22 protein-coding genes are annotated in these 23,734 nt (G+C 61.3%); 10 read left to right on the top strand and 12 right to left on the bottom strand.

Annotated elements, in window-relative coordinates; translation table 11 throughout:
• Window positions 1–38: 38 nt before the first annotated feature.
• The 5 genes from BM234_RS03485 (at window position 39) to BM234_RS03465 (ending at window position 4,065) form a co-directional block, all read left to right on the top strand.
• The gene (locus tag BM234_RS03485) at window positions 39–737 is read left to right on the top strand and encodes a DUF533 domain-containing protein (RefSeq protein ID WP_092060637.1); all 699 of its coding nucleotides are present in this window, start codon (window positions 39–41) and stop codon (window positions 735–737) included.
• Window positions 738–808: 71 nt separating this feature from the next.
• The gene (locus BM234_RS03480) at window positions 809–1,228 is read left to right on the top strand and encodes a Fur family transcriptional regulator (RefSeq protein WP_092060635.1); all 420 of its coding nucleotides are present in this window, start codon (window positions 809–811) and stop codon (window positions 1,226–1,228) included.
• Window positions 1,229–1,290: 62 nt separating this feature from the next.
• Window positions 1,291–2,199, top strand: a complete 909-nt coding sequence (locus BM234_RS03475) for a DMT family transporter (RefSeq protein WP_092060633.1) — start codon at window positions 1,291–1,293, stop codon at window positions 2,197–2,199.
• Between the two features lie 71 nt (window positions 2,200–2,270).
• The gene (eno, locus tag BM234_RS03470; RefSeq protein WP_092060631.1) at window positions 2,271–3,545 is read left to right on the top strand and encodes a phosphopyruvate hydratase; all 1,275 of its coding nucleotides are present in this window, start codon (window positions 2,271–2,273) and stop codon (window positions 3,543–3,545) included.
• Between the two features lie 100 nt (window positions 3,546–3,645).
• Window positions 3,646–4,065, top strand: coding sequence for a cupin domain-containing protein (locus BM234_RS03465; RefSeq protein ID WP_092061343.1), 420 nt, complete (start codon window positions 3,646–3,648; stop codon window positions 4,063–4,065).
• Window positions 4,066–4,079: 14 nt separating this feature from the next.
• On the opposite strand, the gene BM234_RS03460 is transcribed toward BM234_RS03465, so the two are convergent.
• The 4 genes from BM234_RS03460 to BM234_RS03445 all read right to left on the bottom strand — a co-directional run bounded on the left by BM234_RS03460 (window position 4,080) and on the right by BM234_RS03445 (window position 9,024).
• Complete coding sequence (locus BM234_RS03460) at window positions 4,080–6,266, bottom strand: xanthine dehydrogenase family protein molybdopterin-binding subunit (protein WP_092060629.1); 2,187 nt, start codon at window positions 6,264–6,266, stop codon at window positions 4,080–4,082.
• Window positions 6,263–7,285 (bottom strand): FAD binding domain-containing protein, encoded by a 1,023-nt coding sequence (locus BM234_RS03455; RefSeq protein WP_092060627.1) that lies wholly within the window; start codon window positions 7,283–7,285, stop codon window positions 6,263–6,265. The genes BM234_RS03460 and BM234_RS03455 overlap by 4 nt, the downstream gene beginning before the upstream one ends.
• Entirely contained in the window at window positions 7,282–7,821 is a 540-nt protein-coding gene (locus tag BM234_RS03450) for a 2Fe-2S iron-sulfur cluster-binding protein (protein ID WP_092060626.1), read from the bottom strand. The genes BM234_RS03455 and BM234_RS03450 overlap by 4 nt, the downstream gene beginning before the upstream one ends.
• 114 nt (window positions 7,822–7,935) lie before the next feature.
• Window positions 7,936–9,024 (bottom strand): anhydro-N-acetylmuramic acid kinase, encoded by a 1,089-nt coding sequence (locus BM234_RS03445; RefSeq protein WP_092060623.1) that lies wholly within the window; start codon window positions 9,022–9,024, stop codon window positions 7,936–7,938.
• A gap of 64 nt (window positions 9,025–9,088) precedes the next feature.
• On the opposite strand from BM234_RS03445, the gene tyrS reads away from it, so the two are divergent.
• The gene (tyrS, locus tag BM234_RS03440) at window positions 9,089–10,339 is read left to right on the top strand and encodes a tyrosine--tRNA ligase (RefSeq protein WP_092060621.1); all 1,251 of its coding nucleotides are present in this window, start codon (window positions 9,089–9,091) and stop codon (window positions 10,337–10,339) included.
• A 127-nt stretch (window positions 10,340–10,466) separates the two neighbouring features.
• On the top strand, window positions 10,467–10,766 hold the full coding sequence (locus BM234_RS03435; RefSeq protein WP_092060619.1) for a hypothetical protein: 300 nt from the start codon (window positions 10,467–10,469) through the stop codon (window positions 10,764–10,766).
• A 248-nt stretch (window positions 10,767–11,014) separates the two neighbouring features.
• Here the strand turns inward: BM234_RS03435 and BM234_RS17215 are convergent, their stop codons facing one another.
• The 4 genes from BM234_RS17215 to fabF form a co-directional block, all read right to left on the bottom strand.
• Window positions 11,015–11,749, bottom strand: coding sequence for a hypothetical protein (locus BM234_RS17215; protein ID WP_139226763.1), 735 nt, complete (start codon window positions 11,747–11,749; stop codon window positions 11,015–11,017).
• A 170-nt stretch (window positions 11,750–11,919) separates the two neighbouring features.
• Window positions 11,920–13,719: a translation elongation factor 4 gene (lepA, locus tag BM234_RS03425; RefSeq protein ID WP_092060615.1), complete on the bottom strand. Its 1,800-nt coding sequence runs from the start codon at window positions 13,717–13,719 to the stop codon at window positions 11,920–11,922.
• Between the two features lie 203 nt (window positions 13,720–13,922).
• Complete coding sequence (gene mltG / locus BM234_RS03420; RefSeq protein ID WP_092060613.1) at window positions 13,923–15,077, bottom strand: endolytic transglycosylase MltG; 1,155 nt, start codon at window positions 15,075–15,077, stop codon at window positions 13,923–13,925.
• Entirely contained in the window at window positions 15,077–16,336 is a 1,260-nt protein-coding gene (fabF, locus tag BM234_RS03415; protein ID WP_092060611.1) for a beta-ketoacyl-ACP synthase II, read from the bottom strand. The genes mltG and fabF overlap by 1 nt, the downstream gene beginning before the upstream one ends.
• A 191-nt stretch (window positions 16,337–16,527) precedes the next feature.
• Between fabF and BM234_RS03410 the strand changes: the two genes are divergently transcribed.
• Window positions 16,528–17,511: a PilZ domain-containing protein gene (locus BM234_RS03410; protein WP_092060609.1), complete on the top strand. Its 984-nt coding sequence runs from the start codon at window positions 16,528–16,530 to the stop codon at window positions 17,509–17,511.
• A 16-nt stretch (window positions 17,512–17,527) separates the two neighbouring features.
• On the opposite strand, the gene BM234_RS03405 is transcribed toward BM234_RS03410, so the two are convergent.
• From BM234_RS03405 to fabD, 3 genes are all read right to left on the bottom strand, one after another.
• A complete protein-coding gene (locus BM234_RS03405) occupies window positions 17,528–17,761 on the bottom strand; it encodes an acyl carrier protein (protein WP_092060607.1) in 234 nt (77 codons plus the stop codon).
• A 283-nt stretch (window positions 17,762–18,044) separates the two neighbouring features.
• On the bottom strand, window positions 18,045–18,782 hold the full coding sequence (gene fabG, locus BM234_RS03400; protein WP_092061342.1) for a 3-oxoacyl-[acyl-carrier-protein] reductase: 738 nt from the start codon (window positions 18,780–18,782) through the stop codon (window positions 18,045–18,047).
• Between the two features lie 50 nt (window positions 18,783–18,832).
• Entirely contained in the window at window positions 18,833–19,765 is a 933-nt protein-coding gene (gene fabD / locus BM234_RS03395; RefSeq protein ID WP_092060605.1) for an ACP S-malonyltransferase, read from the bottom strand.
• A gap of 154 nt (window positions 19,766–19,919) precedes the next feature.
• Between fabD and BM234_RS03390 the strand changes: the two genes are divergently transcribed.
• Complete coding sequence (locus BM234_RS03390) at window positions 19,920–21,119, top strand: cytochrome b/b6 domain-containing protein (RefSeq protein ID WP_092060603.1); 1,200 nt, start codon at window positions 19,920–19,922, stop codon at window positions 21,117–21,119.
• Between the two features lie 55 nt (window positions 21,120–21,174).
• Here BM234_RS03390 and BM234_RS03385 read toward each other — a convergent pair whose 3' ends face one another.
• On the bottom strand, window positions 21,175–22,815 hold the full coding sequence (locus tag BM234_RS03385) for a BCCT family transporter (protein ID WP_092060601.1): 1,641 nt from the start codon (window positions 22,813–22,815) through the stop codon (window positions 21,175–21,177).
• A 202-nt stretch (window positions 22,816–23,017) separates the two neighbouring features.
• Here BM234_RS03385 and BM234_RS03380 point away from each other — a divergent pair, with 202 nt between their 5' ends.
• Window positions 23,018–23,710, top strand: a complete 693-nt coding sequence (locus BM234_RS03380) for a M48 family metallopeptidase (RefSeq protein WP_092060599.1) — start codon at window positions 23,018–23,020, stop codon at window positions 23,708–23,710.
• The last annotated feature ends 24 nt before the right edge of the window (window positions 23,711–23,734 follow it).

Raw genomic sequence — 23,734 nt, 5'->3', positions numbered from 1 at the left:
CATTGACCCAATTTTATTACATCAGGGGATTATCAGCTATGGGTTTGCTTGGAACATTGACGAAAGTCGCCGTTGGTTATGCCACGGCGAAAGGTGTTGATCGGCTCTCCAGTGGGGGCGGACTTCAGGACATCATGAAGCAGCTTCAAACCAGCTTTGGAGCAAAAGACGCCGGTGCGAATACGGGCGCGTTTCCCGGTTTCTCCGCCGGGAACAATCCGTTTGGCGGCTCGTTGCAGGATATGGCCACCAAGATGATGTCGAGCGGCGGAGGCGGAACCGGGCTTGCCGGTATGCTCGCGGCGTTTGGCGGGCTCGCGGCCTCGGGCCAATCTGGCATGCAAGACATGCTCAAGAGCACGGGCAATGAACGCGCCAACGACGAAATGGAGATGCAGGCCGGCCTCATGCTACGCGCCATGATTCAGGCAACCAAGGCCGACGGCAAGATCGACGAGGCCGAACAGAAGCGCATCTTGGAAATGGTGGGCGACGATGCGGAGGAAAGCGACATCACCTTCCTGCGTACCCAGCTTGCCGCACCCGTGGATGTGGACAGCCTTGCCGGAGACACGCCCCCTGCGCAGGCGGCGCAGGTTTATTCGGCCTCTCTGCTGGCCATCAACGTCGATACCGACGCGGAGCGCGCCTATCTGCGCGACCTCGGCAGAGCACTGTCGCTCGATCCGGCCACCGTCACGGCCCTGCATATGCAGATGAGCGCGCCGCAGCCCTGAGACGATCGCGGCTTTTCTCACCCGAAGCCTTGGGCTAGACCGAGGCTTCGGGACCACCGCGACGAGAGATCATGGCCAAGACGATCATTCACCGACTGGAGCGTAAGGGCCTGCGTATGACAGGGCAGCGGCGCGTGATCGCCGAAGTGCTGGAGCGCGCCGAGGATCATCCCGATGTCGAAGAGTTGCACGCCCGTGCGAATGCCGCCGACCCCGGTATATCGCTCGCCACGGTTTACCGCACCGTGAAGCTATTTGAAGAGACGGGTATTCTGGAGAAAGTCGATTTCGGCGACGGCCGCGCCCGCTATGAAGATGCAGAGCGCGACCACCACGACCATCTCATCGACCTCGCCACCGGCAAGGTCATAGAGTTCTGTGATCCCGAAATCGAAGCTCTGCAGGAACGGATTGCCCAGAAACTCGGTTACCACCTCAAGGGGCATCGGCTCGAACTGTACGGAGTGCCGATCAAGAAATCCAAACAGTGACCCTTGTGGCCCTCTGCGCGAGGCTCTAGGGCGGCGCTCACGCCACAGCGAAGGGGACCTCGATGGAGAATTTGCGCGGCATTCTTTTCATGACATTTGCCATGGCCGGATTCGCGGTCGAGGACATGTTCATCAAGGCCGCCTCGCAGGGCGTCCCTGTGGGCGAGATCCTGTTGCTGCTGGGATTTGGCGGCGGTCCGGTCTTTGCGCTTCTGGCATGGCGGCAAGGGCAACGTCTCCTGAGCCCCGTCCTGTTGCAGCGCCCCGTGGTGCTGCGAAACCTTGCGGAAATCATCGGTACCTGCGGATTTGTCAGCGCGATTGCCCTCATCCCCCTGACAACGGCCTCCGCCATCGCGCAGGCAATGCCGCTTGTCGTCACCATGGGCGCGGCACTGATCTTTGGCGAACAGGTCGGGTGGCGGCGATGGAGCGCGATCGGGGTCGGGTTCCTCGGGGTCATGGTCATCATTCGGCCGGGGCTGGAAGGCTTTGATCCTTTGTCGCTCCTGGCGGTTCTGGCCGTTTTTGGTCTTGCCGGTCGAGATCTCGCAGCCCGCGCGGTGCCACGCAGCGTGCCAAACCTGCAGCTTGCCGCATATGGATTCCTGATGCTGATCCCCACCGGGGTCATCCTGCTGGGAATTTCGGGCCCCGCTGTTTGGCCATCGGCGTTCGAATGGGGCTGCATCCTCGGGGCCATCGTTTTCGGCGCGGTCTCCTACTATGCGATTACGGTTGCCACACGGCTCGGCGACGTTTCTGTCATCACGCCCTTTCGCTATTCGCGGCTCATCTTTGCGCTGATCATCGGGACTTTCGTTTTCGGTGAGCGGCCCGACAGCTTCACGTGGATCGGGATGGCGCTTATCATCGGGTCGGGTCTCTATACCATTCTGCGGGAACGGAGACTGGCCCGCCGAGGTGTCGCCATAGGTCATCCGAATACGCCGGTCGCGCATACGCGGTAAGGGCCGATATTTACATTTTACCGCAGCCCTGTAAGACCAAGCACGAAACCACAACCTCCGCGAGGACGCTCATGAGCACCATCATCGACATTCACGCCCGCGAAATTCTTGATAGCCGGGGCAATCCAACCGTCGAGGTCGACATCACACTCGAAGACGGCACCATGGGCCGCGCCGCGGTGCCGTCTGGCGCCTCCACCGGTGCGCATGAAGCCGTTGAGCGCCGCGATGGCGACAAGGGCCGCTACATGGGCAAAGGCGTGCTTGACGCCGTTGCCGCGGTGAACGGTGAGATTGCCGAAACGCTCGTCGGATTCGATGCGACTGAACAGGTCGCCATCGACGAAACCATGATCGAATTGGACGGCACACCCAACAAGGGTCGGCTGGGCGCGAACGCGATCCTCGGCGTGTCGCTTGCCACGGCAAAGGCTGCTGCGGAATACATGGGCCAACCCCTCTTCCGGTATGTCGGCGGTACCTCGGCGCGGGTTCTTCCGGTTCCGATGATGAACATCATCAACGGCGGCGAACATGCCGACAACCCCATCGACTTTCAGGAATTCATGATCATGCCGGTGGCGGCGGAGAATATCCGCGAAGCCATCCGCATGGGGGCCGAAGTCTTTCATACCCTCAAGAAAGAGCTGTCAGCCGCCGGTCACAACACCGGAATCGGCGACGAGGGTGGCTTCGCGCCGGGCCTCAGCAGCACACGAGAAGCCCTTGATTTCATCCTGAAATCCATTGAGAAGGCCGGCTACAAACCGGGTCAGGATATCTACCTTGCCCTCGATTGCGCCTCTACCGAATACTATGAGGGCGGCAAGTATGAGATGAAGGGTGAAGGCAAATCGCTCTCGTCCGAGGAGAACGCCGACTATCTTGCGCAGCTGGTTTCGGATTACCCGATCATCTCCATCGAAGACGGCATGGCAGAGGATGATTGGGACGGCTGGAAGATGCTGACGGACAAGATCGGCAGCAAGGTACAGCTTGTGGGGGACGATCTTTTCGTGACCAACCCCGCGCGCCTCGCTGATGGGATCGCCAAGGGATCGGCAAACTCCATGCTGGTGAAAGTGAACCAGATCGGATCTCTTACCGAGACGCTCAAGGCCGTGGAGATGGCCCATCGCGCAGGGTTCACCAACGTGATGTCCCACCGCTCCGGCGAGACAGAAGATGCGACAATCGCCGATCTTGCGGTGGCGACAAACTGCGGTCAGATCAAGACCGGTTCGCTGTCACGCTCCGACCGCCTCGCGAAGTACAACCAGTTGATCCGCATCGACGAAATCCTTGGCGAAGCCGCTGAGTTTGCCGGCCGTTCCATCCTTCGCTAAGCGAGAGGGCTACCCCTAGCGGAGGCTAAAATGGCGTGGGGCTGGGCGAATTGTCCGGCCCGCGCTACACTGGGATGATCCCTGCGGGAGATTGCCCATGATGACGCCATCACATCTAATTGCTCAGCTTGGTCTGCAGCCGCACCCAGAGGGCGGCCACTACCGCGAGACTTGGCGCGCCGATACACAAGCCGGCCGTGCGTCCGGCAGTTGCATCTATTTTCTGCTGCAAGCTGGCGAGGTATCCCATTGGCACCGCGTCGATGCCGCCGAGATCTGGCACTTCTACTCTGGTGCACCCATCATCCTCAGCACGTCGAAAACCCTCGACGGTCCGAAGCGAGAGCAGGTGCTCGGGCCCAACCTCGGCATGGACCAAGCACCGCAAATCATCGTTCCGGCCGGGTGCTGGCAGAGCTGCCGCAGCACAGGGGCATACACGTTGGTCGGATGTACGGTCTCGCCCGCATTTCAGTTCGAGGGGTTTGAGTTGGCCCCGCCAGACGTCGATATCGTCTGACGGAACCTTAGGTTTTATCGACCGAGCGCTTCGAGCCCGGCGATGATCTTGTCAGGTGTCGCCGGGAAATCCCGGATCCGCACACCACAAGCGTTGTAAATGGCGTTGGTCACTGCCGCGCCCGCGCCTGAGATGCCCAATTCCCCGATGCCCTTCGCCTGCATCGGATTGGCTTGATCATCCCGTTCGGGAAGCAACCGCACGTCGATCATCGGCACGTCTGCATGGCTCGCCACGTGATAGTTGGCCAAATCGCGGGATACGATACCCCCGGTGCGCGGGTCGTGCTGCAACTCTTCGGTCAGCGCAGCGCCAAGGCCCCAGACCATGCCGCCAATACACTGTGATGTCGCGGTTTTCTCGTTGAGGATGCGCCCGGCGGAAAAGACCCCCAGCATGCGCCGTACGCGTGCCTCCCCGGTGATCGCGTTGACACCGATTTCCACGAAATGCGCGCCGAAGCCAGCTTGGAAAAATTCCTTGCCCATTGCACCGGGTTTGATCCCGCCCTCTTCGGTCATCGCCGTTGCGGCCAATTCGGAGAGAGGTTTTTGGATATTGCCGCTTCTGGCGATACCGTCCTGAAGGGTCAGGTCCTCTTCGGCGCAGCCCATCGCTTCGGCCAGTCGCGCGCGGATCTTCTTCGCGGCAAGAAATACCGAAGAGCCCGAGGACCCCGCCCCGACCGAACCGCCGGAGCCCGAGGCGCCGGGGAAGCGCGTGTCGCCAAGACGTGTCTCCACCCGGTCCATGGGAAGCCCCAGCAATTCCGCGGCAATCTGGGTCAGGATGGCATAGCTGCCGGTGCCGATGTCGGTCATGTCCGTCTCGACGATCGCGCGATCCCCCTCAAGGGTGACGCGCGCCTCTGATGGGACCAGCATGTTGGCGCGACCCGCTCCGGACATGCCGCAACCGATGAACCAATCACCCTCGCGGCGTGATGCTGTCGGAGTGCGGTTTTCCCATCCAAACTCCTTCGCGCCTTCGCGCAGGCAATCCTCGAAGCGCCGCGAAGAAAAGGGGACCCCTTTTTCCGGATGCTTTTCCGGCAGGTTGCGCAGCCGCAGTTCGACCGGATCTATGCCCGCGACTTCTGCCAATTCGTCCATCGCGGATTCCAGCGCCAGCATCCCGACCGCCTCGCCCGGTGCTCGAACCGACCCCGAAGGTGTGCGATGTATGCGTGCAATCTCGTGATTATAGAGCCGGTTTTCCCCGCCGTACATGAAATGGGTCGCCATGGCTGTCGGCTCGGAGAACTCTTCACCCGGCAGGTTGGAGACACGGTCTTCGTGTCCGATCCCGAGAAGCGTGCCGTCGGCCTTCGCGGCAAGCCGCAAGCGCTGATGCGTCTCGCTTCGGCGCAGGACCATATCGAATACATGCTGACGGCTCATGACGACGCGTACCGGGCGCCCAAGCTCTCGGGCCGCGATTGCTGCGGCGACCGCTTCTGACCCGATACCAAGTTTGGAGCCAAATCCGCCCCCGACATAGGGCGACAGAATGCGGACATTTTCGGGATCTATCCCAAGGGAATCGGCAAGCTCGTTCCGATTGAATCGCAGCATCTGATACGATCCGCGCAGAGTAACATTGTCGCCCTCCCACCACGCGATCGACGCGTGCGGTTCCATCGCGGCGGATACCTGCCCCGGCGTGCTGTATTTCTGATCGATCGTGACGTCGGCCTGGGCCATTGCGGAATCGAGATCACCGAAACTGTCCGGTTTGGTGTCGATCTCGCTTGTCGTAGTGGGGTCGATCTCTGCGTGTTCCGTCTCATAGCTGAGCCGGAGGCGGTGCGCCCCGTCGCGGGCGGCTTCGAAGGTTTCGGCGACCACAAGCGCCATAGGTTGACCGAAATAGGCGACGTGGTCCTCGGGCTGAATCGGTGCTTCGTTCGCCATGCCTTGGGCCGAGTTGCGAACGAATTCCGGGCTGCGGATTACCCCGAGGATCCCGCTGAGCCCTTCCAGCGCGCTCTTGTCGATGCCCGTCAGACGACCCCGCGTGATGGTTGATCGAACAAGGACACCATGAACCATGTTTGCCTCGGGAACCTCAGCCGCATAGGGCGCGCGGCCGGTGACCTTGAGCAATCCTTCGGGGCGGTCAAGGGGCTTGCCGATGACGCCCTGTACCGTCTCATCGAAAAGCCGGGGCTGGGGTTTGTCCATGCGGAACATGTCGGTCATGCGATCTCTCCCACGTTGTCGGTGCCGGTCGTAGGTTCGCTCAGGCCTGTCGCTTCGGCGAGAACGCCCGCGAGCGTGCGGCGAACCATGGGCAATTTGAATGCGTTTCCGGGTTGGGTCTCTGCCGCTGCGACAAGCCGCTTGCCGGCGGCACGGAAGAGATCGATGCTCGGGGTTTCCCCAACCAGCATGGCTTCCACAGCCGGGTCGCGCCAAGGGCGTGAGGCGATGCCCCCGAAGGCAAGATCGGCCCGGGTGATCTTGCCACCCTCGACCTGCACCACAGCCGCCACAGACACGAGCGCAAAGGCATAAGACGCACGATCCCGAACCTTACGGTAGCTCTGGACCGAAGGCGCGACCGGCGCAGGGAGGATCACGGCGGTGATGATATCGTCGGGAGACAAGGTGGTTTCGATATCCGGCCGCTCGCCGGGCAGCGAGTAAAGCTCGTCCAGCGTTTTACGTGTATGGCTTCCATCGGCGCGGCGAATCTCCACCTCGGCCCCCAGAACCCGCATGCCCACGGCCATGTCCGAAGGATGGGCGGCGATGCAGTGCTCCGATACGCCCAAGACGGCGTTCATCCGTGTGGCGCCCCCGCGTGCGGCGCAGCCCGTACCGGGATCGCGCTTGTTGCAGGGCATCGCTGTTTCGTAAAAGTATGGGCACCGCGTGCGCTGCAGAAGGTTGCCGCCAGTTGTCGCCTTGTTCCGAAGTTGCCCCGATGCACCAGCAAGCAGCGCGCGGGAGAGCACCGGATAATTGCGACGGATACGCTCATCGCCTGCCAGATCCGAGTTGGGCACAAGCGCCCCGATGCGCAGCCCCTCGCCCTCCGGTTCGATCCGGTCCAGCCCGTCGATGCGGTTGATATCGACCAACTGCTGGGGGGTCATGACCTGCAGTTTCATGAGGTCGAGCAGGTTGGTCCCGCCCGCGATGATCTGTGTGCTCGCATTCAGATGGCCGGACGCATCGTCAAGGTCGGTGGCGCGGTGATAATCGAAGGGTCTCATTCCGCCGCCTCCTTTGTCTTCGTCGCGACTGAAGTAATCGCCTGGCGTATGCCGGGATACGCGGAGCACCGGCAGAGATTCCCGCTCATCCGCTCAGCCAACTCCTCGTCATTGAAGTCAGCATTCCCGGTGAGGTCTTTGGACACATGCGAGGGCCAGCCTTGACGAAATTCTTCGAGCACAGCAGTGCCCGACATGACCTGACCCGGCGTGCAGTACCCACACTGGAACCCGTCGCAGGTCACAAAGGCGCGCTGCATATCTGACGGCGCCTCAGGTGTGCCGATCCCCTCGATCGTGGTAATCTCGTCACCCTCATGCATGACTGCGAGCGTCAGGCAGGAGTTGATCCGCCGGCCGTTGACCATGACGGTGCAGGCACCGCATTGCCCGTGATCGCAGCCCTTCTTGGTGCCGGTCAGGTTCAGATGATCACGCAAGGCATCAAGGAGTGTCACCCGCGTGTCGACCTCCAGAGTTTCGCTCGTGCCGTTCACATTGAGAGTTACGCTTTGGGGGGGATTTCGCTCGGCCATCGTAGGGGATCCTCGCTTGCTGTCCGGTATTCGGTTTGGGGCACGTGGCACGCGCCCTTGGCTGGGTCGTTGCTCAACGCGCCCGGCACCCCGAGGTTCCGCCCCATCTGTCGATCAGGGAGAGGAGATCCGCCCCCCCGACACAGGATGCCGCGCGCCGGTGGTTGAAGGGAAGGAATTCGGCAGGCCGCGCAGCACTCTTACAGCCAGAAATGCAAAGGCCTGCGCCTCCAGCAGGTCCCCATCCAATCCGATCGCTTCAACGGGCTCAACCGGACAATCAGCCCCGGCGGACAGCCCGGCCATGAGGGCCGCGTTGTGCCGCCCGCCCCCCGTCACCAGCAGTCTCGTAGGCGCGGATGGGCAGGCTTTGAGACCAACGATCACGCCATGCACAGCCGCCGCCGCCAGCGTCGCCGCCGCATCCGCGTCCCCAAGCCCTTCAACAGCCGCCAGAAGGCTTGGAAAGTCGTCGCGGTCCAGCGACTTTGGTGGAGGGCGGCGAAAATATGGATGCGCTGCGAAGGCGGCCATCACCTCCGCGTCTGTGACGCCAGACGCGGACAGCGCCCCGCCGACATCAATGTCGCGACCAAAGCGCGACTGCATCAGATCATTCAACGGGGCGTTGGCCGGCCCGGTGTCGAACGCGAGAAGGGCACCTGCATTTTCCGGCTCAAAGGTCGGGTTGACGTAAGTCAGGTTTCCCACACCGCCCAGATTGAGAAATGCGACCGGCTCCGACACCCCTGCCCAGATAGCGCAGGCGTGATGAAACACTGGGGCAAGCGGCGCGCCCTCGCCCCCCTGCCGAATGTCCTCGCTCCGGAAATCCCACGCGACGGGCAACCCAAGCCGCGCAGCCAGCTCTTCCCCATCCCCAAGCTGGTGCGTTCCCTGCCCGCGCGGATCATGCGCGAGTGTCTGGCCATGAAACCCGCAGATTTCAGCCGGCCCGAGCCTGTTCATGACCTCGGTATGTGCGTCAAGCACCACCCGTGCAGCATCGTTCAGACCCGTTCCGGGCCACCGGCCAAGCGCAGCGCGCAGCGTGGCGCGTTCCACCTCCGAGTAAGGCCGATACGCCCCTTCGCCAAAGACGTCGATCCTGCGCCCGTCGGTTCGCAGAATGGCCGCGTCCACACCATCGAGCGACGTGCCCGACATCGTGCCCATTGCCGTGATGATCCGCTCGTCCCGCATGGTCTTTTCCTTTGCCCACTGCCCGCCTATAGGTAGCGCCGAGATGCAAACAGGGACAAGCAAGATGACTTATCAGCCCAAATCGGATTTCCTCCACGTGATGAAGGAGCGCGGCTTCCTCGCGGACTGCACCGATTTTCAGGGGCTGGACGAGGCTCTGCTCGCCGGGGTCGTTCCGGCCTACATCGGCTATGATGCGACGGCGAAGTCTCTCCACGTCGGGCACCTGCTCAACATCATGATGCTGCGGTGGTTGCAGAAAACCGGGCACAAGCCGATCACCCTCATGGGCGGCGGCACCACCAAGGTGGGCGATCCCTCCTTCCGGTCAGATGAGCGGCCGCTGCTCGGCCCCGAGCAGATTGCGGACAACATAGAGGGGATGAGCCGGGTGTTCGCGCGCTACCTGTCCTATGGCGACGCCCCTGCCGACGCGATCATGCTCGACAATGCCGAATGGCTCGACGGGCTCAATTACCTTGAGTTCCTGCGCGATATCGGGCGCCATTTCAGCGTGAACCGTATGCTGTCATTTGAATCCGTGAAATCGCGCCTTGATCGGGAGCAATCGCTCTCCTTCCTCGAATTCAACTACATGATCCTGCAGGCCTACGATTTTCTGGAACTCAACCGCCGCTACGGCTGTCTGCTTCAGATGGGCGGCTCGGACCAGTGGGGCAACATCGTCAACGGGATCGACCTGACGCGCCGGGTGCTGGACCATGAGATTTATGGGCTGACCTCCCCGCTGCTGACCACAAGCGACGGGCGCAAGATGGGCAAGAGCGCGGGCGGGGCCATCTGGCTCAACGCCGAGATGCTCAGCCCCTATGAGTTCTGGCAGTTCTGGCGCAATACCACCGACGCGGATGTGGGCCGGTTCCTCAAGCTCTACACCGAGCTGCCGGTGGATGAATGTGAGCGTCTTGGATCGCTCGATGGCGCTGAAATCAATGAGGCCAAGATCCGTCTGGCCAATGAGGTGACGGCGCTTCTCCACGGGGCCGAGGCGGCGAAAGCTGCGCAGGATACCGCGCGGGAGGTCTTTGAACAGGGCGGCGTCGGGGATGACCTGCCAACCCTATCGCTCGACGCGGCGGAGATTGGCGACGGGATTTCCGTGGTACAGCTTCTGACGCGCTCGGGGCTCGCCAAGTCCGGAAAGGACGCCAAACGCCTCATCGCGGAAAATGGCGCGCGGCTCAACGACGACCTACTGGCGGATGCGGGCCGCCTCATTACGGTCGCCGATCTGAGCCAGCCGATCAAGCTCAGCGCGGGCCGCAAGCGCCACGCGCTTGTCCGGCTCGGCTGACAACGCAAGGTTAACCCTTCTTTCCGACTGCCGGGGGGATTTAAGGCTTCGTTAGGATTTGGGCGTCAGGCTGAGGTCATTGCGCGGGTGTGTGTCCGCGGTGATCCCGGCGAAGGAGTGCCTTTTCATGATGATCCTGTTTCTTCTCAGCGGTGTCGGCGGCGGTGCTGTCGCTGCGGGAACTGCAGCTTATTCGGGATACGGCATTCTCGCCTGCCTTTCGGCCTATGTGCTGGGTGGCTGGGCCGGTATGGGCCTTGTCGCTGCCCCCGTGCTGTTACGCAAGGAAGAGGAACAGGAGGATTTGCACGCCGAGGACCTTCTGGATGAAGAGCTTCTGCTTGATGCACAGTTCACCCTCGCCGAACGCGCCACAACGGAAGTCGCCCCGCAATCTCCCCGCGACAAGAACACCACAGCGGCCTGATCTAGGGCGTTTGATCCCAAGGCTCAGCTTTTGATCGGCTCACAGCGCTCGCCATTCGGCGGGCGTTTTTGCGTATGCGCTTGGGTGTGTTTGGGGGGCGGTTGGGATGATCAGGTTGATTTATGGTGCCGCGTCCGTGGATGGGTTGGGTTGCTCGGGACGGTTGCGGAAGCGCCGGTGCGGCAGGGCTATGCGTCGCTCGCCCGACGGCCTTTGACCTTCATTCCGCGCGTCTTTCACCTACCCTCCTATTCTTCTTCTACGAGGGGGTGCTTCTGCATCCACACATAAAAATAACGCGAAGAATTTGCTTTCATTTTACTTCCGTCGACTAAATTATATCTGTCTGGCCAAATATAAGAAAAAATATCAGAAAATATCAAACTCGCATTACCAAAACTGAACCAAGCGTATTTGCGCTCTTCTTCGCTAGTTAAGATACCAAAAATCATATCTCCATCGCGGGAGTTCGGTTCAAATTTGTATTGAATTACGGTCTCTAGCGCTATCGAGCTTGGATGTGCCCCAAAATCAATCCAATCAGAGTAGTTCCCCTCGAAAAGCTTCCAAAGCTTCGGATCACGATTCTCTAACATATGTCGAAATCTAGACTTCCAACGACGAAGAATATCCCTCTGCTTTGAACTGGGTTCGACAGCCCCCCACGCTTCAGAAAACTTCTCGTCGAAGCGAAGAAGATATGCATGTGCGGAATACTCAATCGCTTGTCGGAGTATCGCATTAACTGCAATAGACATTCCAATCCTAGAACACACAATAGCTGATCTCAAACTCGCTTGCGCTTGAATCATCAATTTGGCACATTCGACGTGACGGGGGCTGGAAAGCAATCCAACAAGTTTATGATTGTCTTGATCGAACGCTCTGACGAAAGCAGGAATGGAACTTAGATGAGCGCTTAAGTTATGCTGGCAGCTAGCCAGAAACTGCTGTAGCTCGCCGTCGTTTGTTTTACCTGACATATTGGGCCTCTAAAGGGGGGTCTAAGCGTCTTGGCAAAACTGAAAGCTATTTCTGTGAATAGCTTTGCCGTAGTTTTAGTCGCTCATCTCATCCGTCGCTGTCCAAAAATACCCAAACGAAAACGGGGCCCCGCGCGGGGCCCCGGTTCAGGACTTGAGGACAGACGTTTTCAAGAGTCCATCTTCAGCGCGCTAATAAACGCCTGCTGCGGGATCTCCACTTTTCCGAACTGGCGCATCTTCTTTTTACCAGCCTTCTGCTTCTCCAGTAGCTTCTTCTTCCGGGTCACGTCGCCGCCGTAGCATTTCGCGGTCACATCCTTGCGAAGGGCCGCCAGCGTCTCTCGGGCGATGACCTTGCCGCCGATGGCTGCCTGGATCGGAATCTTGAACATGTGGCGCGGGATGAGGTCCTTGAGCTTTTCACACATGGCGCGGCCGCGTTGTTCCGCACGGTCGCGGTGCACCATGGTGGAGAGCGCGTCCACCGGTTCATCGTTGACGAGGACCTGCATCTTGACGAGGTTGTCGGTGCGATAGCCGAGCAGTTGGTAATCGAAGGAGGCATAGCCCTTTGTCACCGATTTGAGCCGGTCGTAGAAATCAAAAACCACCTCGTTGAGCGGCAGATCATAGACCACCATGGCGCGGGAGCCGGCATAGGTCAGGTCCATCTGGATACCGCGGCGATCCTGACAGAGTTTGAGCACGTCACCGAGAAAGTCGTCGGGGACAAGGATGGTGGCCTTGATGCGGGGCTCCTCGATGTGGTCGATCGTGGAGGGGTCGGGCATGTCGGCGGGGTTGTGCAACTCAGTCACCTCACCGTCGCGGCCATAGATGTGATAAATCACGGAGGGTGCGGTGGTGATGAGGTCGATGTCGTACTCGCGCTCGATCCGGTCGCGGATCACCTCAAGGTGCAGCAGACCGAGAAAGCCGCAGCGGAAGCCGAAGCCGAGGGCAGCGGAGGTCTCCATCTCGTAGGAGAAGCTGGCGTCGTTGAGGGCGAGTTTCTCAATCGCGTCGCGCAGGTCCTCAAACTCGGCGTTGTCGACCGGGAAAAGGCCGCAGAAAACGACCGGGACAGAGGGTTTGAAGCCGGGCAGCGGTTTGTCGGTGCCGCGTTTTTCATGGGTGATGGTGTCGCCGACCTTGGTATCGCGCACCTGCTTGATCGACGCGGTGAGAAAGCCGATCTCCCCCGGGCCAAGCTGGTCCACAACGGTCATCGCGGGGCGGAAAACGCCGATCCGGTCGACATGATGGACGGAGCCGTTCTGCATCATGCGCACGCGGTCGCCCTTCTTGAGCACACCGTCCATGATACGCACGAGCACGACAACGCCGAGGTAAGCATCATACCAGCTATCCACCAGCATCGCTTTGAGCGGGGCGTCGCGATCCCCCGTCGGAGCGGGGAGCCTGTGGATGATGGCCTCAAGCGTCTCGCGAATACCGACGCCGGTCTTGGCGGAGACACGGATCGCATCAGAGGCATCGATACCTATCACATCCTCGATCTGTTCGGCGACACGATCACAGTCGGTGGCCGGCAGATCGATCTTGTTGAGGACGGGCACAATCTCATGGTTCGCATCGATCGCCTGATAGACGTTGGCGAGGGTTTGCGCCTCGACCCCTTGAGTGCTGTCCACCACGAGCAAGGACCCTTCGACCGCGCGCATGGAGCGGGAGACCTCATAGGCGAAATCGACGTGGCCAGGCGTGTCGATGAGGTTGAGCACATATTGCTCACCATCGACCGCGGTGTAGTCGATCCGAACGGTGTTGGCCTTGATGGTGATCCCGCGCTCACGCTCGATATCCATCGCGTCGAGCATCTGCTCCTTCATGTCCCGTTCCGCGACCGTATCGGTCATCTGGATCAGGCGATCGGCGAGCGTGCTTTTCCCGTGGTCGATATGGGCGACGATGGAGAAATTGCGGATATGTGAAAGGTCTGTCATGGGCCCGGATATGCTGCTGTTTGTGTGGCGCGTCAATGGTGGTTGATCGTCGCCGGGGTTGTCTGGCAACGGTGGGAAGCCTCTATATGCCCTGAGCAAGCCCGGTGGCTTTCCCTGCGCAATCCCGGCGCCGCTGAACGCCGGGGCAAGAAACCCTGCTTCACGTACACGTGGGACGCCGCCGCCCCACGTGTCAGGCGACGCTACTGACCGCTCGCACCCTGCTCTATCTCGCGCCAGCGGGCCACATTGCGATTGTGCTCATCAAGCGTTTCGGCAAAGGCATGCCCTCCGCTGCCATCCGCCACGAAATAGACGTAGTCGGTTTCGGCAGGCGACAAGGCCGCCTCGATGCTGGCCTGACCGGGGTTGGCAATCGGGGTCGGCGGCAGGCCGGCGATCACATAGGTGTTGTAAGGCGTTTCGGCATCAAGCTCGCTGCGGCGGAGCCCACGGCCCAGAACGCCCTCACCCTTGGTGATCCCATAGATCACCGTCGGATCGGTCTGCAGACGCATCCCCATGCGCAACCGGTTCACAAACACGCTCGCCACTTGTTTGCGTTCCTCGGGAACCCCTGTTTCCTTCTCGATGATGGAGGCAAGGATAAGCGCCTCTTCCATCGTCGACACCGGCAGATCGTCATCACGGGATTCCCATGCGGCGGCCAATATCGCGCTCTGGCGCGCCTGCATTCGTGCGAGAATATCCGCCCGATCCTGCCCCTCGGAGAGATCATAGCTTGCGGGTGCAAGACTGCCCTCGGCGGGCGTTTCGGCGATATCACCCTCAAGCAAGTCAATCATTCCAAGCGCTTGAGCGACCTGCCAACTCGTAACGCCTTCTGCGACAACAAGCCGGTAATCGGTAAAAGGCTCCGCGCGCACCTGGGTATAGGCGTCCGGGCGATCCTCTTCATTCAGGTTGAATTCTGCGGTTTCGACATAGACGCCAGTTGCGGGATCAAGCTCCCGCACTTCGCCGAAGATGCGCGAGACGCTGACGCGAAAGACGACCTCGGTGCCGCATGTGCTCGGCCCGCCCCGCGTGATGATGTCGACGATCTCCGCCATGCTCGTGCCTTCGGGAACGAGAAAGCTCCCGGCCTTGAGCGCGCCGGATTTGTCGGTGTAATCCGCGCCGATCCGGAAAATCCGATCACTGGTTATGGCCCCTTGTGAGGCCAGATCCCGAGACACGGCGGCCATGGTGCTTCCGCTGGGAACCTGCACACAGATTGCGGCCTCAAGCGGTCCGGCGGCTTCGTATCGCTTCTGCCCCCAGATCACGACCCCACCAAGGAGGAACGCCCCGACGACAAGAATGGTCAGGGCGTTGGACGCAATGTTTCGCCACATCAGCCGACTTTCCCGAAGATGACGCTGGCGTTGGTGCCGCCAAAGCCGAAGGAGTTGGACAGCGCGACGTTGATTTCCCGCTCACGCTTCTCATTGGGAGCCAGATCCACAGACGTCTCCACCGCGAGGTTATCGAGGTTGATCGTCGGCGGCGCGACCTGATCGCGGATCGCCAGAATGGAGAAGATCGCCTCAATCGCGCCCGCGGCACCCAAAAGGTGGCCAGTGGCCGATTTCGTGGAGGACATCGTAACGGCGGTCGCCGCATCGCCCATGAGCCGCTCAACCGCGCCAAGTTCGATCACATCCGCCATGGTGCTGGTGCCGTGCGCGTTGATGTAGTCAAGATCGGCCGGCTCCAGCCCCGCGTGACGCAGCGCCGAGCGCATGGAACGTTCGCCCCCATCGCCATCCTCGCTGGGCGCGGTGATGTGATAGGCATCCCCCGAGAGCCCGTACCCAAGCACCTCGGCATAGATCTTTGCGCCGCGCGCCTTGGCATGTTCGTATTCCTCAAGCACCACGATACCGGCACCCTCGCCCATGACGAACCCGTCGCGGTCCGCGTCATATGGGCGGCTGGCCTTCTCGGGCTCATCCCCCCGCTTGGTGGAGAGCGCCTTGCAGGCGTTGAAGCCCGCGATCCCAACTTCGCAAATCGCGGCCTCAGCCCCGCCCGCGACCATGACATCGGCATCCCCGAACATGATGAGCCGCGCTGCATCGCCGATCGCATGTGCGCCCGTGGAGCAAGCCGTGACCACCGCATGGTTCGGCCCCTTGAAGCCGTACTTGATGGAGACCTGCCCCGAAATCAGGTTGATCAGCGAGCCGGGAATGAAGAAGGGCGAAACCCTCCGTGGCCCACGTTCCTTGATGAGAACCGCCGTCTCGGCGATGGATTGCAGCCCCCCGATGCCCGATCCGATCATGACGCCGGTTCGCTCCCGACTTTCGTCATCCTCGGGCATCCAGCCGGAATCTATCACGGCCTGTTGCGCCGCTGCCATGCCGTACAAGATGAAGTCATCCACCTTGCGGCGTTCTTTGGGGGCCATCCAATCGTCAGGGTTGAATGTGCCATCCGACCCATCGCCGAAAGGCACTTCACAGGCATAGTTGGTGGCAAGGTTGCTGGCATCGAACCGCGTGATCGTGCCCGCCCCGGATTGGCCGTCGAGCAGCCGCTTCCAAGTTTCCTCAACACCGCACGCCAGCGGGGTCAAAAGCCCCAGCCCCGTCACAACCACTCGCCGCATTTCACTGCCCTTTCGCAACCTTGGTTCGCGCCCGTGAATACAGGGAAAACCCGCCGGCCCGCAAGGGCGGGACACTGCATCAGGCGGCAAAGACGCGCCCGCTCGCATATCTGGTGCATTTTATTGAAATAGTAAGTGGCATCGAGGCTCCGGCAAAGGATGCGTCAATATTTGCCCCTCAGAAGGGATTAATGCGCAACGTAAAGCATCTCCTTCGCGGGGCCCTCCTCGCCGCCGGTTTCCACCTCCTCGCCGCGCCCGTCGCCGCGCAGGATGCGGTGCCTCCGCCCTATTGCGAGGCCCTGCTCAGGGCCGCCAGTCTCGCGGATTTTTCGGACCGGATTGCGTCTGCGGAAACGCATTACGATCTGAACATTGCGTACCGTTTCGCGGTACTGAAGGCGAATGCGGCGCTCGACATTGCCGGCCCGCCGCCCGAAGGCGCGCCGGGACGCGCACTTCTGGAACTGCACCTGCGCGCGCATCAGGATATCGTCAAGACAGCGGAAATCATGGGCCTCGCGCCCGCGCTATCCGGCATCTCGACCGATGCCTTCGCCGAACGCGATGCAAAGATCAGGGCAGGTATTCGCGCGCTGAGCTGTGCCCCTCCCGGATGGCGCGAAAAGCTCGAATGGGCGCTGATGATATTCTACCCGGTCGAACGGTTGTGGGATGTGGAGCGTATGCGCCCCGTCATGCTCTGGGCGATCTGTTTCGGAATGATCGCTTGGGCACGTCGAAGGACAAAGCGGCAAGAGAACCTGCCCGCGATCACGATCATCGACGGGCGCGACGAAGGCCGTATCCCGTGCAACCTGCCGGCCGAACTTGGTGTGGGCGACATGTCTGTCAGTCTGCGGGTGCTCGATATCTCTCGACATGGATGCCGCTTTGCCATGGCCCGCGCGGTCGACCTTCCGGAATATGCGGTGATCACCCTGCCCGGCGGCGTACAGCGCCATATCCGTCAGGTCTGGCAACGCGATCAGACTGGTGCGGTGCGCTTGCTGCCACGGCTCAGCGAAGAAGAACTCGAACTGGTGATGGAAGAGAACGGTTTGCGCGCCGCGGATCCACGGCGATCCGCCGATTTCTCTCAGGCGGCCAAGGAGCTTCTCTCGACAGAAAAAGAGCGGCCCCGAGTGTTCGGAGCCGCTCCTGAATTTCGCTGATAGGCCGAGTGCTGGCTCAGGTCGCTTCGGAGATGAACTTCACTGCATCGCCGAACGTCTGGATGGTCTCTGCCGCATCGTCGGGAATCTCGATCCCGAACTCTTCCTCGAAGGCCATCACAAGCTCGACCGTATCAAGGCTGTCCGCGCCCAGGTCGTCGATGAACGAGGCGGACTCTGTCACCTTCTCTTCTTCAACACCAAGGTGCTCCACAACGATTTTCTTCACGCGGTCTGCGACGTCGCTCATCTGTTAATCCTCATCGTATCCGGGCTTGCGCCCGCTTGTTCTGCCCTTGCCCGGCCGGGCTGGCGTTCCTCTGCCCTTGCGGGCGCTTTTGTCCCTCGACGGGCACGGGGACCGCTCCACCCAGAGGGGCAGATCGGCCAGACTGCGCCGCCTATAGCATATGCACGGGCCGACGCAAACGCTTTCACGAAACGGGGCGTTGCGCTGCGAACGCAACATCCCGCGCCAATTTCCCGGTGCGGCCCGATCGTGGCAAAACATTGATCTTCATATGCTTTGCGCCTCAGAGCATCGCCATGCCGCCGTTGACATGCAGGGTCGTTCCGGTGACATACCCCGCCTCGGAGCTCGCAAGGTAGAGCACAGCCGCCGCGATCTCCTCCGGTGTGCCCATGCGGGATGCGGGAATCTGTGCGTTGATCGTGGCCTTCTGATCGTCGGAAAGCTTGTCGGTCATGGCTGTCGCGATAAAGCCCGGTGCCACGGCATTCGCCGTGATCCCGCGAGAGGCGACCTCATAGGCAATGGATTTCGTCATGCCGACAAGCCCTGCCTTGGCGGCTGCATAGTTCGCCTGACCGGGATTGCCCGTCGCCCCCACGATGGACGAGATGTTGATGATGCGGCCCCACCGCGCCTTCATCATGGGGCGCATCACGCCCCGGCAAAGACGCATGGCGGCGGTCAGGTTCACATCCAGCACCGATTGCCAGTCATCGTCCGACATCCGCATGAAAATCTGATCGCGGGTAATACCGGCGTTGTTCACCAGAATGTCGAGCCCGCCCATGGCCGCGATCGCCTGCTTGGGCAGGGCTTCGATCGCCTCGGGGTCGCCGAGGTTACATGGCAGTACGTGCGCACGATCACCCAAGTCAGCGGCCAGCGCCTTGAGCGGTTCCTCCCGCGTTCCCGACAGGCCCACCGTGGCCCCCGCTTCGTGCAGCGTGCGGGCGATCGCCCCACCGATACCGCCCGAAGCTCCCGTCACCAGCGCACATTTTCCGTTCAGATCGAACATCATTTTCCCTCTTTGCAGACCCCTCAGAGGGCCAAATTCCGTTGGGCGAGTCAGCCCGCCGCGGCAGCTTTCACATCATCCGGTGTGCCGACGGCGCGTGTGGCCACGCTCCGGTCGATGCGCCGGATCATACCAGACAGCGCCTTGCCCGCGCCGATTTCCCAGATTTCCGTCACGCCTTGGCCCGCCATCCATACGACAGACTCCCGCCAGCGAACCGAACCTGTCACCTGCTCCACAAGAAGCGCGCGGATCTGTGCAGGGTCAGACACCGCCTCGGCGGATACATTGGCCACGACCGGCACCTTGGGCGCGATAATCTCCACCTCTTCAAGAGCTGCGGCCATCTTTTCCGCCGCCGGGGCCATCAACGCACAGTGGAACGGAGCCGAAACCGGCAGCAAAAGCGCCCGCTTCGCGCCTTTCGCCTTGGCCAGTTCCACCGCCCGCTCGACCGCCGCCTTGGTGCCCGAAACCACGACCTGTCCGGGATCGTTATCATTCGCCGCCTGACAAACCTCTCCCTGAGAGGCCTCTTCCGCGACCGCGCGTGCAGCCTCGAAGTCGAGACCGAGAAGCGCGGCCATGGCCCCTTTGCCAACAGGAACGGCCTCCTGCATCGCCTGCCCGCGCAACCGCAGAAGCTTCGCCGTATCCCCCAAAGTCAGCGCCCCCGCCGCCGCCAGCGCGGAATACTCCCCCAAGGAATGCCCCGCGACAAAGCTCGCCCGGTCGATCCCGATCCCTTCTGCTTCCAGTGCCCGCATCGCCGCCATCGACATGGCCATCAGCGCGGGTTGAGCATTGCGCGTCAGCACAAGATCCTCGGCCGCGCCTTCCCAGATCAACGCCGAAAGCGCCTCCCCGAGTGCCTCGTCGACTTCCTCGAAGACGGCCTTGGCCTCGGGATAGGCCTCAGCCAGATCCCGGCCCATGCCGATGGTCTGGGCGCCCTGCCCCGGAAATACGAATGCTGTGCTCATGTGACCCCTCACGTCTTTTGACGGCCTGTTTACCAATGCAGACCACCGCCCGCAACGTCCGGCTGTGCTTTCACGCGCAGTGGCTGCGCTTTGCGTCGGTCGCGGGCTGCGTGCATATACCCCCAAACGATCCCTTTCGCCGGAGCCCGCCGCCATGAGCCTGACCAATTCCGCACGCCACTATGGACTGATCTCGAGAGGCCTGCATTGGCTGACCGCGCTGTTGATCCTTACCGTCGTCCCTCTCGGCTTCATCGCCGATTGGCTCTCCGAGGGTATACGGGGGGGCGGCGCAGATCAGGCGGTGATCGACCGTGTGGTTCTTCTCTTCTCTCTGCACAAAACTGTAGGGATCGCCATTTTCTTCACCGCGCTTCTCCGCATCCTGTGGTCCCTGACTCAACCGCGCCCCGCCCCACTGCACGCCGAACGCCGGGCTGAGACGTGGCTTGCCGAAACGGTTCACTGGATGCTCTATGGATCGCTGGTGCTTGTGCCGCTGACGGGGTGGATCGACCATGCCGCTTCGACCGGCTTTGCCCCGATCTGGTGGCCCTTCGGTCAAACCTTGCCATTCGTGCCCGAGGATCGCGGGATTGCGCGCCTGTTTGGCGGATTGCACGTGCTATTCATGTGGGTGCTTCTGATCAGCCTGGCGCTTCACATCGCCGGCGCGATGAAGCACGCGGTTGTCGATCGCGACGGCACGCTCGCGCGGATGGTCCGAGGGCTTCCCGGCGGTGCGGGGTCCGGCCCCCATGGCTTTGCGCTCCTCAGCGCGGCTGCCATATGGGCTGGCGTCGTGGGGATCGGGATCGCTGCCGGTGCAGTCACCCTGCCAGGCACGCAAACCGCGCAAAGTGCCCGGACCGAAAGCGTCGGAGAGTGGGAGGTCCAGCAGGGTACGCTTGGCATCGAAATTACGCAGATGGGTCAGACGGTGACAGGCAGCTTCGCGCAATGGTCCGCGGATATCAGCTATGACCCAGAGAGTGGAACCGGCGAAGTTACGGTAGAAATCGATATCTCTTCCCTGACGCTCGGGTCCGTCACGTCGCAGGCCATGGGCCCTGACTATTTCGCAGCCGAAGAATACCCCACCGCCACCTTCACCGCAGCAATCACCCGTGAGGATGGGCAGCACGTCGCACGCGGCGACCTGACCATGAAGGGCGTGACTGTCCCCGTGGACATGCCATTTGATCTTCAGATCGACGGACAAACAGCGGTCATGGAGGGGAGCACGACGCTCGAGAGGGCCAATTACGGCATCGGTGACGGCGTCGCGGAAGGATCGCTCGGGATGACGGTTCCCGTCACGGTCTCGCTCACAGCGGCGCGAGGTGCGCCCTGACCCGCACGTGATAACCCGCGCCCCGGATTTCTCGGGGGCGCGGGAAGGCTTCAGTTCAAGCGCGCCGTTCGGAGCGCAATCCGATGACGATAGCCACGCAGATGAAGAGCAGAATCACCGTGAACAACAGGCCGGTCGAAATCACCATTGCCTGTAGCGAGTTCAGCCCCCCGCCGATCAAAAGCGCGATGGCCACCAACCCTTCGAAGGTCGCCCAGAACACGCGCTGCGGCACCGGGGCATCCATCTTGCCGCCTGCGGTGATCGTGTCGATCACCAACGAGCCGCTATCCGACGAAGTCACGAAGAACACGATGACCAGCACAATGGCGAGCGTCGAGGTGATCATCGACAGCGGCAGGCTTTCCAGCATGGCAAACAGTGAAAGCTCAGGGCTGTAGGCGTCGATCACCTGCGCCTTGACCGCCGATGTTTCGGGATTGGCAAGCACGTCCTCGATTGCCGCACCGCCGAACACTGCCATCCAGAACAGGCAGACCACCGAGGGGATCAGCAGAACGCATGTCAGGAATTCGCGCACTGTACGGCCACGGCTGACCCGCGCGATGAACATCCCGACGAAGGGTGACCAGCTGATCCACCAGGCCCAGTAGAACGCCGTCCAACCTTGCATATAGCTGGTATCGTCACGCCCATGCGGGTTCGACAGCGGGATGACCTCTTTTACATAGCCGAGCAATCCTTCGCCAAACTCACGCAGGATACTCACGGCCCCCGCTGTGAAGAGCACGAAGAGCAGCAGGCAAAGCGCCAAACCCATGTTGATCTCCGAGAGGACTTTCACGCCACCATCAAGCCCGCGCAGGACGGAGATGAGCGCGATCGCCGTCACGAAACAGATGATGATGACCTGCGCCGTGATGCTGATCGGAACACCGAAGACATGCTCCAACCCGGCGTTTGCCTGTTTCGCGCCAAGACCGAGCGATGTCGCCAGCCCGAACAATGTCGCAAAGACCGCAAGCGTATCGATGATGTGGCCCCACCAACCCCAGACACGTTCGCCCAGGATAGGGTAGAAAGCCGACCGGATCGTAAGCGGCAAGCCCTTGTTATAGGTGAAAAGCGCCAGCGCCAGAGCCACCACCGCGTAGATCGCCCACGGGTGCAGTGCCCAGTGATAGGAAGTCGCGGCAAGGCCCATACGCCGCGCCTCATCCACGTTCGCCGCAATGATGCTGCCATCCTCGGCAATCGGCGACGGCGTGCCCAACGGTTGCGACACCGCCATGTGATAGACCGGCTCCAACACCCCAAAGAACATCAGGCCAATGCCCATGCCCGCCGCAAAGAGCATCGCGAACCACCCGGTATAGGTATAATCCGGCGTCGCATCCGTACCGCCCAGTCTCACCGATCCCCATGGGGAGACGATGAGCGCGAGGCAGAAGACGACAAAGATGTTCGCTGACCACATCAGGAACCAGTCAAAGGTGCTCGTCAGCGCCGGGCGCAGCCATCCGAAGAAATCCCCGGCCTGTCCCGGCGCCAGAAGCGCAAAGGCCACAAAGGCGATGATGGTAAGCCCTGAGATCAGAAATACGGGGTTGTGAATGTCGATCCCGAAGGGACCGATGCTCGTTTCGATATTGTCCTGGCCAATTTCGTAGTCGGTATCGACAGGGTTCACCGCGCCTTCTGGCTCCGGGATCCCCTGACTTGATACGTCGCTCATGTCACTGTCTCCTGTCTGGTCCCACGCGCTGTGCATGTGGCCCGGGATCCGGGCCGATTGGCCCGCCGGGATCTGTCCCACGCGGCAATGCGCGCTGGACCGTTTGTTTTTTGCTTGCTCGCATCACATTAGGGCATCAGGCGGCTGTGTCCACCAATCAGCGAAGCTTGCCCCGCGCGCCACGGCGGGCCATATCCGATACATGTTGAAGTTTACACCCATCCTGCTTGCGCTGCTCTATGCGGTGGCCATGTACCATTTCTCGGCGTGGCGAACGCGGCGAGAGCTTGATGCGCGCTCCACCGAACTGGCCGATCCGGTGCTCGCCCGCCTGACCGACAGGATGGCTGCGGCGCTGGAATTGCCACGTATCCGGGTCAATATCTATGAGATCGATCCGGTAAACGGTCTGGCGGCTCCGGATGGGCGGATCTTCATCACGCGGGGTTTCTTCGACAAGTACCGCAAGGGTGATGTGACCGCGGAGGAACTGGCCTCGGTGATCGCTCATGAGCTTGGGCATGTAGCATTGGGCCACGCACGGAAACGGATGATCGACTTTTCCGGGCAGAATGCCCTGCGGACCGCCCTCGCCATGGTTCTCAGCCGCTTCCTTCCCGGCATCGGGATCTGGATCGCGAATGGCATTACATCCCTTCTGGCGGCGCGGCTTTCTCGGGGTGATGAATATGAGGCGGACGAATATGCCTCTGCGCTGCTGATCAAGGCCGGGATCGGCACCGATCCGCAAAAGACCCTGTTCCACAAACTCGAAGCCCTGACCCAAAGCCGGGGCGGCGCCGTTCCAGCGTGGCTCATGAGCCATCCGAAGGTCGCAGAACGCATAGCTGCCATCGAAAAAAACGAGGGCACCTGGCGCGGAAGCGCCAATTAAGTTAATGCATTATCAACATCCTAC

The sequence above is a fragment of the Poseidonocella pacifica genome (genome assembly GCF_900111875.1).
GTDB classification, from domain to species: Bacteria; Pseudomonadota; Alphaproteobacteria; order Rhodobacterales; family Rhodobacteraceae; genus Poseidonocella; species Poseidonocella pacifica.
The sequence above is the reverse complement of the archived record's forward strand: the minus strand, read 5'-3'. Positions and strand labels throughout refer to the sequence as shown.

What these genes read in the sequence shown, in the direction of transcription:
- BM234_RS03405 (WP_092060607.1), bottom strand. Translation starts at nt 17,761, where the DNA reads ATGAGCGACGTCGCAGACCGCGTGAAGAAAATCGTTGTGGAGCACCTT.
- lepA (WP_092060615.1), bottom strand. Translation starts at nt 13,719, where the DNA reads ATGACAGACCTTTCACATATCCGCAATTTCTCCATCGTCGCCCATATC.
- BM234_RS03410 (WP_092060609.1), top strand. Translation starts at nt 16,528, where the DNA reads ATGCGCAACGTAAAGCATCTCCTTCGCGGGGCCCTCCTCGCCGCCGGT.
- BM234_RS03450 (WP_092060626.1), bottom strand. Translation starts at nt 7,821, where the DNA reads ATGGCCGAGCGAAATCCCCCCCAAAGCGTAACTCTCAATGTGAACGGC.
- fabD (WP_092060605.1), bottom strand. Translation starts at nt 19,765, where the DNA reads ATGAGCACAGCATTCGTATTTCCGGGGCAGGGCGCCCAGACCATCGGC.
- BM234_RS03445 (WP_092060623.1), bottom strand. Translation starts at nt 9,024, where the DNA reads ATGCGGGACGAGCGGATCATCACGGCAATGGGCACGATGTCGGGCACG.
- BM234_RS03485 (WP_092060637.1), top strand. Translation starts at nt 39, where the DNA reads ATGGGTTTGCTTGGAACATTGACGAAAGTCGCCGTTGGTTATGCCACG.
- BM234_RS03460 (WP_092060629.1), bottom strand. Translation starts at nt 6,266, where the DNA reads ATGACCGACATGTTCCGCATGGACAAACCCCAGCCCCGGCTTTTCGAT.
- fabG (WP_092061342.1), bottom strand. Translation starts at nt 18,782, where the DNA reads ATGTTCGATCTGAACGGAAAATGTGCGCTGGTGACGGGAGCTTCGGGC.
- BM234_RS03380 (WP_092060599.1), top strand. Translation starts at nt 23,018, where the DNA reads ATGTTGAAGTTTACACCCATCCTGCTTGCGCTGCTCTATGCGGTGGCC.
- BM234_RS03385 (WP_092060601.1), bottom strand. Translation starts at nt 22,815, where the DNA reads ATGAGCGACGTATCAAGTCAGGGGATCCCGGAGCCAGAAGGCGCGGTG.
- BM234_RS17215 (WP_139226763.1), bottom strand. Translation starts at nt 11,749, where the DNA reads ATGTCAGGTAAAACAAACGACGGCGAGCTACAGCAGTTTCTGGCTAGC.
- BM234_RS03435 (WP_092060619.1), top strand. Translation starts at nt 10,467, where the DNA reads ATGATGATCCTGTTTCTTCTCAGCGGTGTCGGCGGCGGTGCTGTCGCT.
- eno (WP_092060631.1), top strand. Translation starts at nt 2,271, where the DNA reads ATGAGCACCATCATCGACATTCACGCCCGCGAAATTCTTGATAGCCGG.
- fabF (WP_092060611.1), bottom strand. Translation starts at nt 16,336, where the DNA reads ATGCGGCGAGTGGTTGTGACGGGGCTGGGGCTTTTGACCCCGCTGGCG.
- BM234_RS03480 (WP_092060635.1), top strand. Translation starts at nt 809, where the DNA reads ATGGCCAAGACGATCATTCACCGACTGGAGCGTAAGGGCCTGCGTATG.
- mltG (WP_092060613.1), bottom strand. Translation starts at nt 15,077, where the DNA reads ATGTGGCGAAACATTGCGTCCAACGCCCTGACCATTCTTGTCGTCGGG.
- BM234_RS03475 (WP_092060633.1), top strand. Translation starts at nt 1,291, where the DNA reads ATGGAGAATTTGCGCGGCATTCTTTTCATGACATTTGCCATGGCCGGA.
- tyrS (WP_092060621.1), top strand. Translation starts at nt 9,089, where the DNA reads ATGACTTATCAGCCCAAATCGGATTTCCTCCACGTGATGAAGGAGCGC.
- BM234_RS03465 (WP_092061343.1), top strand. Translation starts at nt 3,646, where the DNA reads ATGACGCCATCACATCTAATTGCTCAGCTTGGTCTGCAGCCGCACCCA.
- BM234_RS03390 (WP_092060603.1), top strand. Translation starts at nt 19,920, where the DNA reads ATGAGCCTGACCAATTCCGCACGCCACTATGGACTGATCTCGAGAGGC.
- BM234_RS03455 (WP_092060627.1), bottom strand. Translation starts at nt 7,285, where the DNA reads ATGAGACCCTTCGATTATCACCGCGCCACCGACCTTGACGATGCGTCC.